15 protein-coding genes are annotated in these 16,711 nt (G+C 47.6%); 2 read left to right on the top strand and 13 right to left on the bottom strand.

Annotation, left to right across the window (positions count from 1 at the left end; all coding sequences use genetic code 11):
* The first annotated feature begins 288 nt into the window (after nucleotides 1-288).
* On the top strand, nucleotides 289-843 hold the full coding sequence (locus tag MRBLPE1_RS26425) for a hypothetical protein (protein ID WP_364151323.1): 555 nt from the start codon (nucleotides 289-291) through the stop codon (nucleotides 841-843).
* 87 nt (nucleotides 844-930) lie between these two features.
* On the opposite strand, the gene MRBLPE1_RS26420 is transcribed toward MRBLPE1_RS26425, so the two are convergent.
* From MRBLPE1_RS26420 to MRBLPE1_RS26360, 13 genes are all read right to left on the bottom strand, one after another.
* Nucleotides 931-2,508: a SagB family peptide dehydrogenase gene (locus tag MRBLPE1_RS26420; RefSeq protein WP_364151320.1), complete on the bottom strand. Its 1,578-nt coding sequence runs from the start codon at nucleotides 2,506-2,508 to the stop codon at nucleotides 931-933.
* Between the two features lie 59 nt (nucleotides 2,509-2,567).
* On the bottom strand, nucleotides 2,568-4,511 hold the full coding sequence (locus MRBLPE1_RS26415) for a TOMM precursor leader peptide-binding protein (RefSeq protein ID WP_364151317.1): 1,944 nt from the start codon (nucleotides 4,509-4,511) through the stop codon (nucleotides 2,568-2,570).
* Complete coding sequence (locus MRBLPE1_RS26410; RefSeq protein ID WP_364151314.1) at nucleotides 4,508-6,460, bottom strand: putative thiazole-containing bacteriocin maturation protein; 1,953 nt, start codon at nucleotides 6,458-6,460, stop codon at nucleotides 4,508-4,510. Before MRBLPE1_RS26410 ends, MRBLPE1_RS26415 begins: the two co-directional genes overlap by 4 nt.
* 169 nt (nucleotides 6,461-6,629) lie before the next feature.
* Complete coding sequence (locus tag MRBLPE1_RS26405; protein WP_364151545.1) at nucleotides 6,630-6,821, bottom strand: hypothetical protein; 192 nt, start codon at nucleotides 6,819-6,821, stop codon at nucleotides 6,630-6,632.
* A 352-nt stretch (nucleotides 6,822-7,173) separates the two neighbouring features.
* Complete coding sequence (locus MRBLPE1_RS26400; RefSeq protein ID WP_364151311.1) at nucleotides 7,174-8,040, bottom strand: SDR family oxidoreductase; 867 nt, start codon at nucleotides 8,038-8,040, stop codon at nucleotides 7,174-7,176.
* A gap of 95 nt (nucleotides 8,041-8,135) precedes the next feature.
* The gene (locus tag MRBLPE1_RS26395; protein ID WP_364151308.1) at nucleotides 8,136-8,555 is read right to left on the bottom strand and encodes an Rrf2 family transcriptional regulator; all 420 of its coding nucleotides are present in this window, start codon (nucleotides 8,553-8,555) and stop codon (nucleotides 8,136-8,138) included.
* A gap of 1,422 nt (nucleotides 8,556-9,977) precedes the next feature.
* Nucleotides 9,978-10,901, bottom strand: a complete 924-nt coding sequence (locus MRBLPE1_RS26390) for a sensor histidine kinase (protein WP_364151306.1) — start codon at nucleotides 10,899-10,901, stop codon at nucleotides 9,978-9,980.
* Between the two features lie 11 nt (nucleotides 10,902-10,912).
* A complete protein-coding gene (locus MRBLPE1_RS26385) occupies nucleotides 10,913-11,596 on the bottom strand; it encodes a response regulator transcription factor (RefSeq protein ID WP_364151304.1) in 684 nt (227 codons plus the stop codon).
* Between the two features lie 18 nt (nucleotides 11,597-11,614).
* On the bottom strand, nucleotides 11,615-12,358 hold the full coding sequence (locus MRBLPE1_RS26380) for an ABC transporter permease (protein ID WP_364151301.1): 744 nt from the start codon (nucleotides 12,356-12,358) through the stop codon (nucleotides 11,615-11,617).
* Entirely contained in the window at nucleotides 12,355-13,275 is a 921-nt protein-coding gene (locus tag MRBLPE1_RS26375) for an ATP-binding cassette domain-containing protein (protein WP_364151298.1), read from the bottom strand. Before MRBLPE1_RS26375 ends, MRBLPE1_RS26380 begins: the two co-directional genes overlap by 4 nt.
* A 198-nt stretch (nucleotides 13,276-13,473) precedes the next feature.
* The gene (locus tag MRBLPE1_RS26370) at nucleotides 13,474-13,920 is read right to left on the bottom strand and encodes a GNAT family N-acetyltransferase (RefSeq protein WP_364151296.1); all 447 of its coding nucleotides are present in this window, start codon (nucleotides 13,918-13,920) and stop codon (nucleotides 13,474-13,476) included.
* A 189-nt stretch (nucleotides 13,921-14,109) separates the two neighbouring features.
* Nucleotides 14,110-15,063 carry a D-2-hydroxyacid dehydrogenase gene (locus MRBLPE1_RS26365; RefSeq protein WP_364151293.1) on the bottom strand — a complete coding sequence of 318 codons (954 nt, stop codon included), beginning with the start codon at nucleotides 15,061-15,063 and terminating at the stop codon, nucleotides 14,110-14,112.
* A gap of 155 nt (nucleotides 15,064-15,218) precedes the next feature.
* Nucleotides 15,219-15,740: a GrpB family protein gene (locus MRBLPE1_RS26360; RefSeq protein WP_364151290.1), complete on the bottom strand. Its 522-nt coding sequence runs from the start codon at nucleotides 15,738-15,740 to the stop codon at nucleotides 15,219-15,221.
* A 291-nt stretch (nucleotides 15,741-16,031) separates the two neighbouring features.
* Between MRBLPE1_RS26360 and MRBLPE1_RS26355 the strand changes: the two genes are divergently transcribed.
* Entirely contained in the window at nucleotides 16,032-16,448 is a 417-nt protein-coding gene (locus MRBLPE1_RS26355) for a hypothetical protein (protein WP_364151287.1), read from the top strand.
* Nucleotides 16,449-16,711 lie beyond the last annotated feature (263 nt).

Genomic DNA, 16,711 nt, shown 5'->3' with positions numbered 1-16,711 from the left:
AGTAAGTCTGTGTCCTTTGTGTGTATTTCAAATGAATGATGTACCACGATTATAGTATAGCGGTTTACGACCTCTGACACCCGAAACGCTTGCGAACCCTCCTAAAAAGACAAAAAAGCCGACTCCCTTAGTCAGCTTTTCCGCAAAATCATGGATAATACTTTCACCTCTCCACGCACAGTCATAAAGAAGGTAATATAAGCTTGATGCTTAAGCCCAATTTATAGGGATAAGTGCCCTTTTATCGATTTAGGCATATTGTAAAGTATGATAAAAAGGAGGCACACCATGATACCTAATCGGCCATTTGTGCAACAAACGGCAACGGCTGCCATGCCGGAGTATTACCAGCAAAATCTCACGAGTCCTAATCAGGCTGAAATAAATAAACCGGCCAAGAGCGAAAATGTTCCGAAAACCCATTGCCATTGCTGCGTGGATCTGAGTCACATGGATGATTTCCATTACATGGACGACTTCCACCATATGCTTGATTATCATCACATGCATGACTTCCACCATATGCACGATTATCATCACATGCATGACTTCCACCATATGCACGACTATCATCACATGCATGACTTCCACCCGATGGATCATTACCATCCCATGCATGACTTCCATCCTGCAATGCATGAGTCATGGGATCCCCATATGCATGATGATCACCATCATCCCCATGAAGGATGGGATTTTACATCGATCGATTATCATCATGAATCGTTTCATCCCTATGTTCATCCGCATCATATGCATCATATGCATTATATGCATCATCCTATTTGCTACCCTGTCGTCTGTTACCCGGCTGACAAAGACCAAAAAGGCCAGCCAAGATAAGCGGGCAGCTCTCCCATTATCAAGCAGAAACCAAAACGGACAGATGGAATGTCATCGACATTCCATCTGTCCGTTTTGACTTCACCGCTAATGCGCCAAGCTACCCTCAAGCCGAGAGCGGCTCCGGCAGTGACCGACCGGAATTTGAATCAGGCTCGTTAGTCCGCGGGAAACCATGCCATAGAGTTCATCGCTTACGTTTGCATCGAAACCGAGCAGCGGACGCCCCCCCAAACCGGAAGCGGTTGCCGCAAGCAGTAACCGGTGGACAAGCATCCCTGTCTCCATTTGCTGGATCCGGTAGCCGCGGTAACCGAGCTGCGCATGTTGATAATTCAAATCACCAGCAATATGGAAGCAAAGCGGCACTTGATGCAAATTCACGTTGTCCAGCGACATCCCGTACTGAAGCCAGCCCCTATGGTCTCCCGCACGAAGCAGCTGCAAAGCATGCGCCGAGCCATCATAACGATAAGCGCCGTTCGCGATGCCTTCAACGCCGTAAAAGGAGCCATACAAGGTTATGCGGGACGCCGGACCATCATGATTACCGTCCAGATCGTTTCGGTATTTAAAGGATAACAGAGCCTCATTCAATAAAGCAGCGAGATCAGATTGGCTAACCTGCAGCAATATGAATTCATTTTCCGGCGAGTATCTCTCTTGAAGCACCGACGCCAAATCATAAGACAGCCTATTTACACTCGGCAGCATATACGCAGCGCTATGATCAGTGTCCTGCTTTTCGATTCCGATCGGATGAAATGAATCGGAACGATCCAGCATGGAAGCTTCGTTCAGCTTCAAGAGCATCGGAAATTCCAACACTCTCCGTGAGCGCATATAGTGCTTATGCTGCAGCACCGCAAGCTCCTCGCACAAATCGGCCGCCGCAACGGCATCTCCCTTCTTCCCGTTGGAAAACCAATTCATCACCGGTTCATTCGAGAGCGGAATGACCGCATAGGCGCTTTCTTCATGCTCGGATAAACCAAGCAGGCGATTAATGGCACGATCGAGAAATTGGAAGCACACGCCCGCCTCAAAGCCGAACCTTTTTGCCGTTTCCAGCAGCTGCCCCATTAACAGACCGGCGTCCAGCCCCTGCAGGCGATAACAAAAATGATTATATTTAAAGTAATTTTTCCAAAACATCGTCGACACGAAAGCAACGCCGAAAGCTGCGGATAGGTCGCATCGGTTCCCCAGCGCCTTGCTCAAGTAATCGTCAAATGAGCCTTCGCGGAGCAAAATCAATCGATGATGCGCCGCATCGTAATGGTAAACGCCATAAGGCAGTTCCTCCAGCTTCAAATACAAATAAAGCTCGCTTGGATACAGCCCGCCGCCTGACGGCACAAAGCGTCTGCAAAGCTGCAGCGAGCTTCCCCAATCATCTCCCGCATCCGGGCCGTAAACGGATTGGCTAAGCTGCGTAAGGCCGAACGTATACCATAGAAAATGGCCAAGCTCCCTAAGCTTCGGCTTCGCCATTTCACGCTCTCCTGCCAGCGTGAGCGGAACCTCGGCGCAGAGAGGAAAAGACGGCAAGCCCCGGTAAAGCTTATACGGGAGCGGCGCGTCTTCCCAATCGGTCTCCCAATCTTTTGATTTCACCTTATCCGGGTCGAATTGCAATTGGTGCAGAAATTCTTTCAGACTCATCCCTTCTCCTCCCAAAAGGCTTGCATAGGGAAACGCCGCATTGAATCGTCCTATCATGCTTATGGGAACGGATGCGGGTAAGCATTAAGCTGATCAGGCGAGAGCGGCTTCTTCGCATATCCAAGCTCCGCAGGAACCCGCATTACCCGCTCCAAGCCTGTCAAGCGAACCAGATGTTGTCCGAACGTCATGGGAAGCATGCCCGGAATCAGCACCTTCACGCAATGAAGGCTGTTGCGCAGCGTCTCAGGCGTAGTCTGGTCCACCACGATAACATCCAGGCTTAACTCGCGTAACGCGTGAAGGACGTCTTTTAAATCATCGGTTAAATCCGCATGCTTGGCCTTTGGCTTAAACGCCTCCTCGAACGTGAGGCAAGGACGGCCGTTTTGGAGCAAAAAGTGCAGCCGTTCCTCCGACTGCTTCAAGCTGTACAGCATGGAGTGATCATCCATCTGCCGGACGAGAAACGGATCATGCAGCATTTGCTCGTACTGCTCCCGATTCTCCTCCAATTTCTCGTTCAACGACAGCATCATGCCCGATAGCTCGTGGATCGCGCCTTTGGCAGCGCGTACCGGATCCGGATGGGCACCTGCCGCGCAAATCAGGTTAACGCCCGTATCCGTCCTGTTTTTGGCGATCGCCCAAACGCTTGGAATACCATGCTCCATCGTAGAGTTGAATAAATAAACGTCATACATGGCAACCTCGCGCAAACGCTCAATCATTAGGTTCAATTCGAGATCGCCGGCCGAATAAGGGTCCAAGGGTGAAAGCTGCAGCTGCGCATACCAGGTCATAAGGAACGAATCGCGTTCTACCACTTCCATAATGCCGTAAAATATAGCTTCCTCCAGACTGCCTCCTAGTGCACAGCCGTTCGAAGTTTCGTAAACGAACCCGTGTCCGCAGCCTGAGCTATAATAGGCGAGCAGCTCAGGCACAAGAATCGGCCGCTCCTGTAAAAACGAGTACCCCCACACCCAATCGATTGGCCTGGCGGGATCAAACGGACGGAAAGGGAAGTCGGGCCGCTCATACATCTCCTTCTCATGCACGCCAACCAGAACGGGATTTAGCGCCTGGTCCTTCAAATTGCGGTAGCTGTCATGGACTGCCGTTTGCTTCCCGCGCGGCGACATGCCGCAATATCTTTCCAACCCTTCCAAAATGGCGGTCATCTCGCTATCCGCATAGGAGTGCGTCCGCCCAGCGCAGCCCTCATCTCCCGAGAACAAAGGCAAATTTATGCTAGCATCGGCGAATGGGGACAAAAGGTCGATCATTTTCCCGTTCAAAAATCCTGTCCGAGCGTCCAGATAATCATCTGCGAGTAGTCCTTTCAGTTCCGTCATCGAACGGCTGCGGTAGCTGTTTTCGCTCACTTTGGGACTTGGCTGCAATTTGATCTGCGATGCTGCCGCAGAATCTTTAGTGACTTGCCCGCAAATTGGACAAAGCGGGTCAGGCAAGAAGAAATGGAGCGAGCTGTTCAGCGTTTGCAGATGGATTAACATTAACCGATTTTCCGTTTGCGCAACGGAGCCTGCAAGCACTCTTCGAACCTCGGCTGCAATAACGTGAGCCATGTGCAAAAGCCCTATAGACGATGACCAGATATCGGGCGAGGTCCCTCCGTGCATGTAGTGCTGCTCCTGGATTTCCCACATTTCCTTGCGGTCATTTCCCGCCATTAAGCGCCTGAGATCAGCACAGCCGGAGCATCCCGCCGTTCCCGAAACGACCAACGGCCCGATTATGCCCTCCCCGAATGAAACAAATCCGCGCAGCCAAGGCACTCCGGAGCGTTGAAACACCTCCTCCGCGAGCTGATGGTCTGATGGGTTATAACCGTCATGTAAAACAAGTGCAAGCTCAGTGGTCTCCGGCACTTCGGTTGAAAAATCATTTTGCCTTACAAGTTGATAGTCTTCGGCTAATTCACCGCATACGAAGTCTGCGAGCTGACCCTCCCCAATAACGGCCAAGATTGCGCTCACGTTTCATCCTCCTCCTGAAGCAGCACACCAAACGCGCCAGCTAGCTCCTCTTTCAAAAATGCCTCGGCAGTAAAATCAAACACAATTAGCCGCTTGCGGCTGCGTTTTAATCGATCAAGAGCGGATTGCAAAGTCTCGCGATGTTTGATTGGTTCACTTGACGGAATGGCTACGTTCAGCGCAGACCCTTTTGTCACATTCACAGAAGACCTGCTGACCGCATTCGCCGTCGCGCATGCAGCACCATTTTGAACTTCTAGCAAAGCATGCTGCAATGCGCCACGCAGCGCCCTCGTTTTGTTTAAGCCGACCGCGCCATACCAGCAGCCGTTTGCGCGAACCCATGCGACCGGGAATCCGAATGTTTCCTCGCCGAAACCGATCGCCGGCTCACCCTGCATGGTCGTTAGCGCACTCAAATAAAAGCGGCTGCGCTCATCATCATTTTGGACAAGCTGTGCTAAACGGACCGATGGCTCTTGTGCTTCAAGCTTCCGTACAAGAGCTGCCGTCAAATATTTATGCAATCCGCGGCAAATGCTTTCCGCGATCGACTCCCCCGCTCCAACGCCCACGAATTCGCTATGGAGAGCGGTGTCGGAGCTTTCTTTCCCCTCTTTCGCTGGACTTATAAGCCGATAGCCCATTCTCGACACATAGGCTTCAATGCCTGCAAGCCCCGCTTCTCTACGCGCTTCTTCATGATTGATGCCATTGCAGATGATTTCCGGCAGCAAGTCGGCCGGTCCATCCGTCAGCGGGTCAGCCGGCTGCACACGGCACTGGGACAGCGGAAGCTGCCGCAATTCCCCTTCCTCCCATATGTGAAAAATACCGGTTTCGCTTGATGTTAATCGGCTGAAATTTTCAATTAATGATGATTGGGCCTTTTCTTCCGGCTCTCTTTCTAGCAGTAATTCCAATTGTTCAATTCGGCTGATAGAAGGATGACCGCTCGCAAGCGGGTGGGGGAGAAAAGGATGCCAATTCCCTTCCAGCGTCTCTAAATCAAGCAGGAACAATTTATTTTTTAACGCTGACGACGCAACTTCGGTTACCGTTTTGAGCCATTCGAAGACGATGACATTCGCAAGCATCGCTTCTGCCGTGGCAGAGACAACGTGATGCCGCGGATCTTTGTCAATCGCCTGGCGATGGAGCCTGCGCCTTGCGGATTCCCAACCTCCCTCCGAATCCGGGTGGATGAGTGGCCCTGCAATTCCCGCTTTCTTCAGCATCATCGCCGGCAGCAGCACCTTATTTTCTTCCTTGCAAATCTGTTGCAGCACCCGCAGCTCTGGCTCGCCGCCTTCATCCGATACGAACAATACCGCATCAAACGGCTGCACAGCCGTTCGCCAATCCACGTTTCCGTTTGGCGGAAAAGCAATCTCGTCCACCTTAACCTCTTGGTCCGATCTGCGGGCATGCTCTGCCAGCTCCGAAATCCGCTTGCGATTCGTCGTTTCCGGATTCGTAATCCGCATTTGTATGCGAGGCAAACCGGACTCCAATAAACATTTCACTAGCGAAACAAAAAAAGAGCCAGATCCGATGGCCAGTACGGTTGACTGTCGATAGAGCTGAAACCGGTACGCGCCCGAACCTTCAAAGCTGTCCAAAAATTCGATCTGAGATGCATATTTCTTCAGTACGCTCTCTTGCAGCTGATGCGGCAGGTCCCGGCTTACATCCCTGACATAACCGTTCGCATGCAGCACTTCCGCGATCTCATAGATATGCCTTTGGTATTGGTCCGGCAACCCATCCGTCAATTCATGCATCGAATGCTCGCCGTTAAATACCGGCATTAGTTTTTCAATCCATTGACCGATGGTGCTGCCTTCCATACGAAACGAACCGATATTGTTTCGAAAATAGACGCTGCCGTCAGAGCTCGGGAGAAAAAAAGTGTCCCCCCTTACTTTAAGCCGCATAGAAGGATCCAAATGCCATTCCTCCTTATCGTGAATTCACATAAAACGTTCTAACTATTTAAAGGTATGTATAGCTATTTGTCCGTCATGCCAATTCTTATTGCAGAAAAAAAGCCCCTGTCAGCTGAATCGCTTACAGGGGCGCTGAGGATAGACTATTCGCTTGATTATTTATGCAGCATTAGCGGCAGCGCGAACAATGAGCGCAGCGAGCGCAGCCTCCGCAGCGCGCACACCCTCCGCACCTGAAGCAGTTACCGCACCCGGCACAGCCTCCGCAGGAACAAAAACCGATACAAAATCCGATGCAAAATCCGATGCAAAGCCGTGCATTGTTAGGATCAACTTGGCCTTGACCGGCATTTGGCGTCATTCCGCTTGATTTGTAAGGGTCAATATTCAAATTTTGAAGATCGTTTTTAAACTCATCCATCGCTGTAGCCTCCGTTATGTGCTCATGATTTTTTCAACGGCTTTGTCTTTATCGGATATTTACTATTAGAGCATCAGGAACTGGCCTATGCCGTTGATCGTTCATGACATATACGTATGAAATTACCTCCGCTAGTGTTACTGCTGCATCCGCCTATAAGCAGAATTACTATGTCTATAAGAATACAGACAAAGAGGCTGCCTCCAAGGTCATACCTTGAAGACAGCCTCTCTAACCTCTACCACCCGAGACGCTTGCGAACCAACCTCTTTTGTTTGATTCACGCCGTTAATTAAGATTGGATTTCGCTTACGATTTGACGGAGACCCTCTTCGATCGGAGTGGCCGGACGCCCTAGCAGCTTCTGAAAATCATTGCTCTCGACTTCCAAGGCTCCTTCGCGAATCGCGCTCTGAATGCCAACCAAAATCGGAACAACCGGTTCAGGTACGCCTGCGCTGCCCATGATGCTGGCATAAGTGGCGTCATCCACTTGTTGAACGGGAACTTCACGTCCCAAGACGCCCGCAAGGATCGCAGCCAGCTCCTCTTGCGTAGCAGGCTTTCCGGACAGCTCATAAACGGTATTCTCGTGGCCTTCGCCAGCCAGTACCGCTGCAGCCGCCTGTGCATAATCGCGACGGGTTGCCCAGCCTACTTTGCCTGATCCCGCCGATGTCAGCCAAGGCGCACCTCCGAGGACCGCTTGAATGCTGCTGATCTCGTTCTCCAAGTACCAGTTGTTGCGCAGGAAGGAATAAGGAATCCCCGTGTTTTTAATGGCTTCCTCCGTAGCACGATGCACCGGCGCAAGAAAAATCGGGTTCTCGCTGGCATTTCCTAGGCTCGTATACGCAATGAAACCGACATTAGCGCGCTGAGCTGCTGCTACGGCAGCGCCATGCTGGCGAATCCGCGTTTCGTTGTCGCCGTCTGTGGACACGATCAAAAGACGGTCGATACCTGCGAACGCTTTGTCTAGCGTTTCCGGTTGGTCAAAATCCCCATGGCGTACGTCCACGCCGCGGGCACGAAGGCTTTCCGCTTTCTCCGGATTACGAACGCTGACGGCCAGGTCATTAGCCGGCACGGTTTCCAATAACGTCTCGATTACAATCGCTCCCAATTTCCCTGTTACGCCTGTCACCAAAATTTTCATAATAATTCCTCCATTTTGTCTAATCTATTATTAACACGTCGTTATAATGACTTTGGTTACAACGACGGCATAAAAAAAGCTCTATGAGCTTTTTATTATACAAACTGAGCTGCTAACTGGCTTAAGTTTACTTGAGCCAGCCTTTGTTCCATCGCGGTTTGGGCTTCCTTCATTTCGGTGCGAAGAGCTGCTTCAATGTTCCGGCCAACCGGGCATTTGGGATTCGGTTCATCGTGAAAATTAAACAGTTGACCGTCCTCGATGACTTCCACGGCGCGGTAAATGTCCAGAAGCGTGATCTGATCACGATCCTTCAGCAATGAAGCTCCCCCTACTCCGGGACGAATATCCACCAACCCCGCCTTCTTAAGCATCCCCATAATTCTGCGGATGATTACGGGATTCGTATTCACGCTGCCTGCAATGTAATCGCCGGTACAATCTTTGGAGCTGCTAACGGCGATTAAAGAAAGGATGTGTACAGCAATGGAAAATCTGCTACTAATCTGTTTCACTTAGCATCACCACCGTTGTAACCATTGTAGTTACTACTGGACTGAATGTCAACTCCCTATCTGGGGGAGTTAGTGCCTTAGGAAAATAAAGGATTAGACTGATTTGAGTGAGCTGCAAGTATATTTGAGTGAGCTACTGTGGACTTATTACTGGACTACACTGTACTTTGTACAATGTATCCTCACCCAAACGTGCTATTGCTCAGCTACAGTGTACTTTGTACAGCAGTAAGGATCATTTCCAGCTCAGATGCTGTGTTATAGGCGGATACTGTTGTATTTTCTGCAATGTAGCTCAGCGGTTGAGTAACCATGTTAGGTTTCTGCTGTACTTTCTGCAATGTAGCTCCATACTTAAAGAGGTGGTGCAGCGCTGCTGCACCACCTGGACGGCTCGGCGGTTGAGTGAGCAATAATATACTTTTGAGTGCGCTACTGTGGACTTATTATTGGACTACACTGTACTATATACAATGTATCTTCATCCAAACGTACTTTTGCTCAGCTACAGTGTACTTTGTACAGCAGTAAGGATCATTTCCAGCTCAGATGCTGTGTTATAGGCGGATACTGTTGTATTTTCTGCAATGTAGCTCAGCGGTTGAGTAACCATGTTAGGTTTCTGCTGTATTTTCTGCAATGTAGCTTCATACTTAAAGAGGTAGTGCAGCGCTGCTGTATCACCATGATGGCTCCTTACTTGAAGCGTTGGTGCAGCGCTGCTGCACCAACAGAGTGATAAGTCTGCTAAATGAGCGATATTACATTATTGAGTGCGCTATAATGCACTTTGAGTGCGCTACTATGGACTTATTATTGGACTACACTGCAATTTATACAATGTATCTTCACCCTAACGTGCTTTTACTCAGCTACAGTGTACTTTGTACAGCAGTAAGGATCATTTCCAGCTCAGATGCTGTGTTATAGGCGGATACTGTTGTATTTTCTGCAATGTAGCTCAGCGGTTGAGTAACCATGTTAGGTTTCTGCTGCACTTTCTGCAATGTAGCTCCATACTTAAAGAGGTGGTGCAGCGCTGCTGCACCAACAGGATGGCTCGGCGGTTGAGTGAGCGATAATACACTTTTGAGTGCGCCACAACGGACATATTATTGGACTACACTGTACTTTATATAATCTTCAACCCAAACGTACTTTTGCTCAGCTACAGTGTACTTTGTACAGCAGTAAGGATCATTTCCAGCTCAGATGCTGTGTTATAGGCGCATACTGTTGTATTTTCTGCAATGTAGCTCAGCAGTTGAGTATCCATGTTAGGTTTCTGCTGTACTTTCTGCAATGTAGCTCCATACTTAAAGAGGTAGTGCAGCGATGCTGTACCAATAGGATGGCTCGGCGGTTGAGTGAGCGATATTACATTATTGAGTACGCTGCATTACCCCCAACCTGCAAAATATGCTACATCACTTTATTTCCTGTATCCTGATCCATCGGCAACATAACCGTTATGAATAGCTTTTGCCTATCCTTTTCGGCACTAATCACGCCGCCCATACCGTTTACAAGCTTGCGGGAAATGTATAGTCCCAGACCCGTGCCCTGACTGCTGCGGCTAGGGTCGGCGGTATGAAAGCGGTCAAAGATCCTGTCAATGTCATTTGGCAACGGAACCTCGGTTTCATTGCCAACCTTCACGACATGGAAGCCGCCTTTCTCATAAAAGGATATGGATACCGTCCCATAAGCGTACCGCAGCAGATTTTGAATCAAGTTGTGCAGCACCCGCTGCAAGACCAATGGATCGGCGCGGACAATCGGAGGTTTCGCGGCGTCTTGGATGTTAAGCTCAATGTTTTTCCGAGCGAAATCTTCGTAAAACCTTAGAAAACACTCGCAAACGACATGTTCCAAATTCAGGCTCTGAAAGTCATAGCTATTCTCATCAAGCTCAAGGCGCGTCAATTCATAGAAGCGTTCGGTCAAGTCTTGCAGCACTTTGACGGATTCCAAAATGACGCCAAGATACTCCTGTTGCTTTTCCGGCGATGGAGCCTTATCCAATAGCTGCAAATAACCAGCCAGAGACGTGAGCGGCGTGCGCAAGTCATGGGACAAGCCGGTGATGGACAGCCGGATATTCTTCTCCAGGTCGCCTACTCGCCTGAGCTGATTTTCATAACCATCCACCATCCGGTTGATTTCAAGGATGGCCTTTGCCAGCCCCTGGTCATTTTCTTCCAAATACAGTCTTTGCCCATAATGCGCGTTAGCGGCGAGTTCCGGGATTTGTATGGCCAGCCGTTTGATCTCCCGCCGCAACAAATAGAAACGCGCAGCGAAAATCAGGCACATGGACGTCAATACGCCGATCAGCCAATACATGCCGCCACCTCCTATTCTGCGAGCCGGAATCCTACGCCCCAGATGGTATTGATGTGTTTATGGGGCGATGCGGCATTCAGTTTTGCCCGCAGATTGCTCACATGTACATTGATCGTCTTTTCATCGCCCCAAAATTCCTCATTCCATATGCTTTCGTAAATGTTCATACGGCTATAAACCTTGTGCGGATGACGCAGGAAGAGCTCTAAAATTTCAAATTCCCGCTGGGTGAGCGGAATGGATAATCCGCCTGCCGTTACTTCATGCGTCTCTAAATTCATATGGATATCGAGATAATATAAGGTTGTTGCGGATTCGTTATCCGTGTATACGGTAAACCGCCTGAGCTGCGCCGCAACCCTCGCCAGCAATTCATCAATGTCAAAGGGCTTTGTTATGTAATCGTCCGCACCTTGGGATAGAAGCTCCAATTTGCTTACTTTCTCCACTTTAGCAGACAGCACAATCACCGGCATATTTTCCCCTTTGCGCAGTTCGGCGAGCACCTCTTCACCTGTTTTTCCCGGAAGCATCAGGTCAAGAATCACGCATTTCCATGACTTCATCGGAATCAACAGGATTGCCTCGCTGCCGGAAAACGCGCTTTCGGGACGGTAGCCCGCCCCGGTCAGTGCCTCGCACAAGAGGCTATTAATTGACGGATCATCTTCAATGACAAGAATTGGTTCATTCATTCAGCATTAACACCATCTTTACTTGATGTCCGATTTATTGAAAACGATACAGCCTATAATACAAGTTAACACGAAATAGGCAGCGCTGACTATAATCCCTTTGGTGACAAATACCGGATCGCCGCTTAAATGACCAAACGCGGAAATATAATAGCCAGGTAAAAGCTCTTCTGCAGCGTCCAATCCCACTCTGCTTAAAAAACCAGGGAAGAACAGCATAACGAGCATGTAGCCAAAGCCCAGAATGATCGTCATTCCGAGACTCCTGCTAAGGAAGGCGAACATCGTAAATATGGCCGCATAGGCTAAATGATACAGGATCTGCATGAAAAAATTCCAGGTGAAAAAGCTCCAAAATTCATCGAATGTCATGTCGCCAAAACCGGATACCGCGCTGAACCCTGCTGTCGCTACAATAGCGATCGTCGTATAAATAGCTGCTATGGCAATACAAGCGGAAAGCAGCTTGGACAAATATACATGCGTTCTGTTCTTGCCAAGGGCAAGAATATTTCTCATCGTGCCGTTTTGAAATTCAGAAGCAATGAAATATCCCACAAAAGCCGAGAGCCACACTTGCAAGAGAAAGGACCCGTTGGCCGGCACCAAGACTCCGAATTGACCTAGAAACGGCGGGTCTCCCGTCTCCGTATACTGCGCCAATACTTGGATCACAGTCTGCGCGGTGACACACGCGAGGATTATGGCGAGCACTTTGCCGCGGAGCAATTTATACCATTCGGCGGAAATCAGCGTCGTCATGCTTTCATCCCTCCCGTCAAATTCAAAAAATACTCTTCCAGTTTTTGTTCCGTGACGCCGATGCTTTCCACCACAATCCCCTGATGGACTAGCAGTGTGTTCATCTCGCCGGTACGTTCGATCTGCTCGCGAACCCAAAGTTCGTTTGCAGATACCGCTTGGCAGTCTGTTACGCCAAAGTTCTCCTTCAAGAGCGCCATGGCCTTGGCGGCATCCTTCGTCACGATTCGGATATGCTGCCGGGATTCAAGCGCCAATTCCTCCGCGGAAAGCTGCTTGATAAGCCTGCCTTTATCAATAATTCCGTAATGGGTGGCAACCTGCGCCAGCTCGTCAAGCAAATGGCTGGATACGAGCAGGGTAAGCCCTCTTTCCCGCGCGAGACGGCGCAGCAGTTCCCGTGTCTCGATGATGCCCTTGGGGTCAAGGCCGTTAGCGGGCTCGTCCAAAATCAGGAACTCCGGATTGGGAATCAGCGCTATGGCGAGTGCCAGGCGTTGCCTCATGCCAAGGGAAAAGTTTTTTGCTTTCTTTGTGCCAGTATCGCCCAGTCCTACAATTTCAAGCGTCTTTGCAACGGCGCCCTTATCGGGAACGCCGGCCATGATGCGCTGGATTTCAAGATTTTGTTCGGCGGTCATGTTCGGATAGATGGCCGGCGTTTCAATGGATTGGCCGATACGCCGTCTGCCGAGCCTTAAGGCGTTCTCACCGGTTTGTCCGAATAATTCCAACTCGCCGCCGGTAAGGGAAACCAGCCCGCAGACAGCCCTCATAAAGGTTGTTTTTCCCGCTCCGTTCAAGCCGATCAGCCCGTAAATCTGGCCCCGCTTGATTTCTACGCTCACGTTTTGTATGGCGTAGGCGTCTCCGTATTTCTTGCTGGTGTCTCTGGTGCGCAATACATATTCGCTCATAAGCTTCTCCTTTCAAATTGAGTATGAGCATAGAATAAATCGCAAAGACTAAGAAAATGATTAGCAATTATAAAGAAAGTATAAAGAAGTCGATTTTTCAATAAGATCTCGCTGTTGAATATCTTCCGTATGTAGTATTATTCCAAGCCTGCTTCTTATTCCGTCAAACTTGCACACTTATCAAATGATGAATCTGTATTATTTGAACTTTTTAATAAAATTTTTTTGGTCCTTTGTAAACATATACTCATGTCGTTCGTAGAACCTGTGAGCATGTATTCGACTTGGGTGGGATAAGAGTTTAATCCCAGAAAATCCACTGTTTTTTCCCCACTGTTCAAGACGCTCAATCAACATGCTACCTACACCTTGATCTCTATACTTTTCTTTAACAACAAATCCCAGGACGTTTACTAATGAGTCCGAAAATAGTAATTCATATGGGCTTCCATGAATATATCCAATTACCTCGTTGTTTTGTTCATAAACAAAGATGATATCTTTTGTTTTCTTTATAATGTTTTCAATCTTCTCTTTTACCTTTTCTTCAGAAAATAAGTATAGATTTGGGTTAAAGTCTTGGTTTAACAAATAAATATCATGACAATCAGTTACCCTAATTTCCCTAATATTTTTTCCTTTCATTTTTGAACGCCTCAATTCGCTATATCATCACGAACACCTTAAATAAAAGTTAGACGTCTTTGCATATCTGGGCAAGTCACTACGCTTTATTAGGGCGAAATACGAATTCATGTGACATCAGACTTATTTTGCCAACAAAGCAAGGACACTCCTCGGTAGAAGTGTCCACTGCAATTATAGTTTTTCTGTTTAATATTGCTTATCGAAATCCACGAGATTACAGGACGGTTGACCGTTATGAAGGTATGCCTGTATGTTTTTCAAGAAAATTTCCATTGCCCTATCATCATAATACACCGTTGAGCCCGAATTATGCGGGGTGATGATGACATTGTCCATCTGCCACAATGGACTCGTCTCGGGCAAAGGCTCTTGCTCGAATACATCCAAGCCTGCACCGGCGATCTTGCCCTCACGCAGCGCTTCAAGCAAAGCATCAGTATCCGTCGTTCCGCCCCTGCCGATATTGATAAAGTGTGCGGAAGCTTTCATGAGACCAAATTCTCTATGTCCAAATAAACGATAGGTCTCCGGTGTTAATGGGAGTGTAACGATGATGTAATCGCTTAGCCGGAGTACCTCATCGAGTCCGAGATTATCGAACATTTGATCCACATATTGTGAAGGCTTTCCAGATCGTCTTACCCCAAGTACCTTCATACCGAACGCTTTGCCCAACCTGGCCGTTTCCTCTCCGATCTCCCCAACTCCGATCACGCCCATCGTTCGGCCGTGAATTTCGTCCAATTCTCCCGTCGATTTCCAGGTATTTTGGATTTGATGGCGGATCGATAGATGAAGCTTTCGGGAAAAAGAAAGCATCATCGCCAATATCGTTTCAGAAATCGGAAAAGCGTGTACGCCACTAGCATTTGTCAATACGATCCCTTGGGCAGCCATCTCGGCAAGCGGCATTCCGTCCACACCTGCCCCCCAATTCTGTATCCATCTTAATTTTGCGTTCGGATTCAAACATTGCTCCGCGACCGTCCCGTTCCAGCCGACTATAATCTCAGCTTCCTTCAGATGGGGAGTCCACTGCTCTTTATCGCCATGAATCACTTCCCATTCCGGGGGAATTACCGTGTAAATATGTTCAAGTTGGTTCTGGGACAGTGGACGCAAAAATACGATCTTAGGCATATGGCTATCCTCCTCTTTCCCAAAAATAGGTTTTTCTATAGTATAAAGAATCGCCGCCTGGTAAGAAAGAGCTTATCTTAAGTATACTAACTTACATAAGAAGATAAATGCCAGATGATTATTGAGCTCTCGCTAGCCGTTAGTTCAATAACATATTAATTATTTTCTTGGCTTTTACTGAACCAAGATAGTGCAAGTTGTTCCATTTCCCTCACAAATGTTTTTTTTGCTGGGCTATATTCACTTGTGTTTTCGAAACGTTCGGCTAATTCTTCCTTAAACCGACTGTATCTTGCGACTTCTTCAGGATGACATCTCAAATAATCTCTAAATATTAGATGCCGTTCAATTTGTGGGTTATCTATTTGATAAAAATGAATGTGGTGAGTCCTTTCTTCACCACCTTTTCGGAATAACCTTCTTCCAGGGATACCCCAATCTCCAGCTACATCATATCCGAGCAAATTCATTTTTTCGTTATATAAATCGACCTTGCTAATGTCTTTTACAATACACATCATGTCAATTACAGGCTTAGCTTTTAAGCCTAATATTGAAGTGCTTCCAAAATGCTCGAAACGTACTATTTCATCCGTAAATATAGTTCTTAGAAAATCAGCTTCATCTTGGTAAAGTCTTACCCAATTTTCATTAAATTTGCTTAGTCTGACCTTCACAAAACACCCTCCTACAGATACCAAATTGTAATTATAATTCCACATTTCATTAAGCAATCCTACCCGTTAGCTTAATAAAGAAAGGGAGCAGATGCCGCGGCAAACTACCCCCTTGTATGTTCAACTATCGTGTCCCGTTAATTGAATAACACAACGAAATCGAGAAATGAGTTACTTCTTTATCACTTGCATAGTGACTAAAAAAAGTCCCTTCTAACGAACAGTATTATATAAAACCAGAATGGTAACAGCTCTTTCTAAAACTATCCCGTTACTAGGAGGGAAAAATCTATGATTATACAACTCGCTGAAAGTATTAATCACTCAGCTCAAAATAATCACAATATAATTTCTATTATGTCCGAAATGATCGCAACTATGGAGAATGACGCCAAACTCAAAAAAGAAATTCTTTTTAAAGTTGATGAAATCAGTATGGAGATTTCCAAAAAAGACAAACTCTGTTATGACGTAGTGAATGCTACTCGTAATAACGGTGACTATTACAAAGCTAAGATGGTATGGAAACAATTTAGAAATAGAGTAGAGCATGCCCTTGGAGAGCTGAATAAGCGAATTCAATGGACAAGATACCCTGACGAGTGGAGCGAGACATATGAACTCCTAAAGCGTCGAGCAGCTTTACATGATGATGAGATGGAAAGATTAGAGCGGCAAGAGTTATTGAGCGTTTCACCTAACATTTAGATTCTCTCAAAATTGGCTGCAGTTTTGTCATCAACACTTATAATACCATATATTGGAACTACCCTGCCCATTAGCTTAACGTTCAGCAGTACATCTGTACCTATCCTATTTTGTTAAGAAATAAAAGGAGCTGCCACGGCAGCTCCTTTATCTTTTGTATAGAGTCCTTCTTTGCATCTCTTATACTGCACCGCAAATGATCTGCATGACTATGAAACATCGTGGCTATGGCTTCCATAAAGGCACGAAACGGTTATCTTCTC

Source organism: Paenibacillus sp. LPE1-1-1.1 (assembly GCF_040676435.1).
Lineage (GTDB): Bacteria > Bacillota > Bacilli > Paenibacillales > Paenibacillaceae > Pristimantibacillus.
This window is presented reverse-complemented; position numbering and strand designations above follow the sequence as displayed.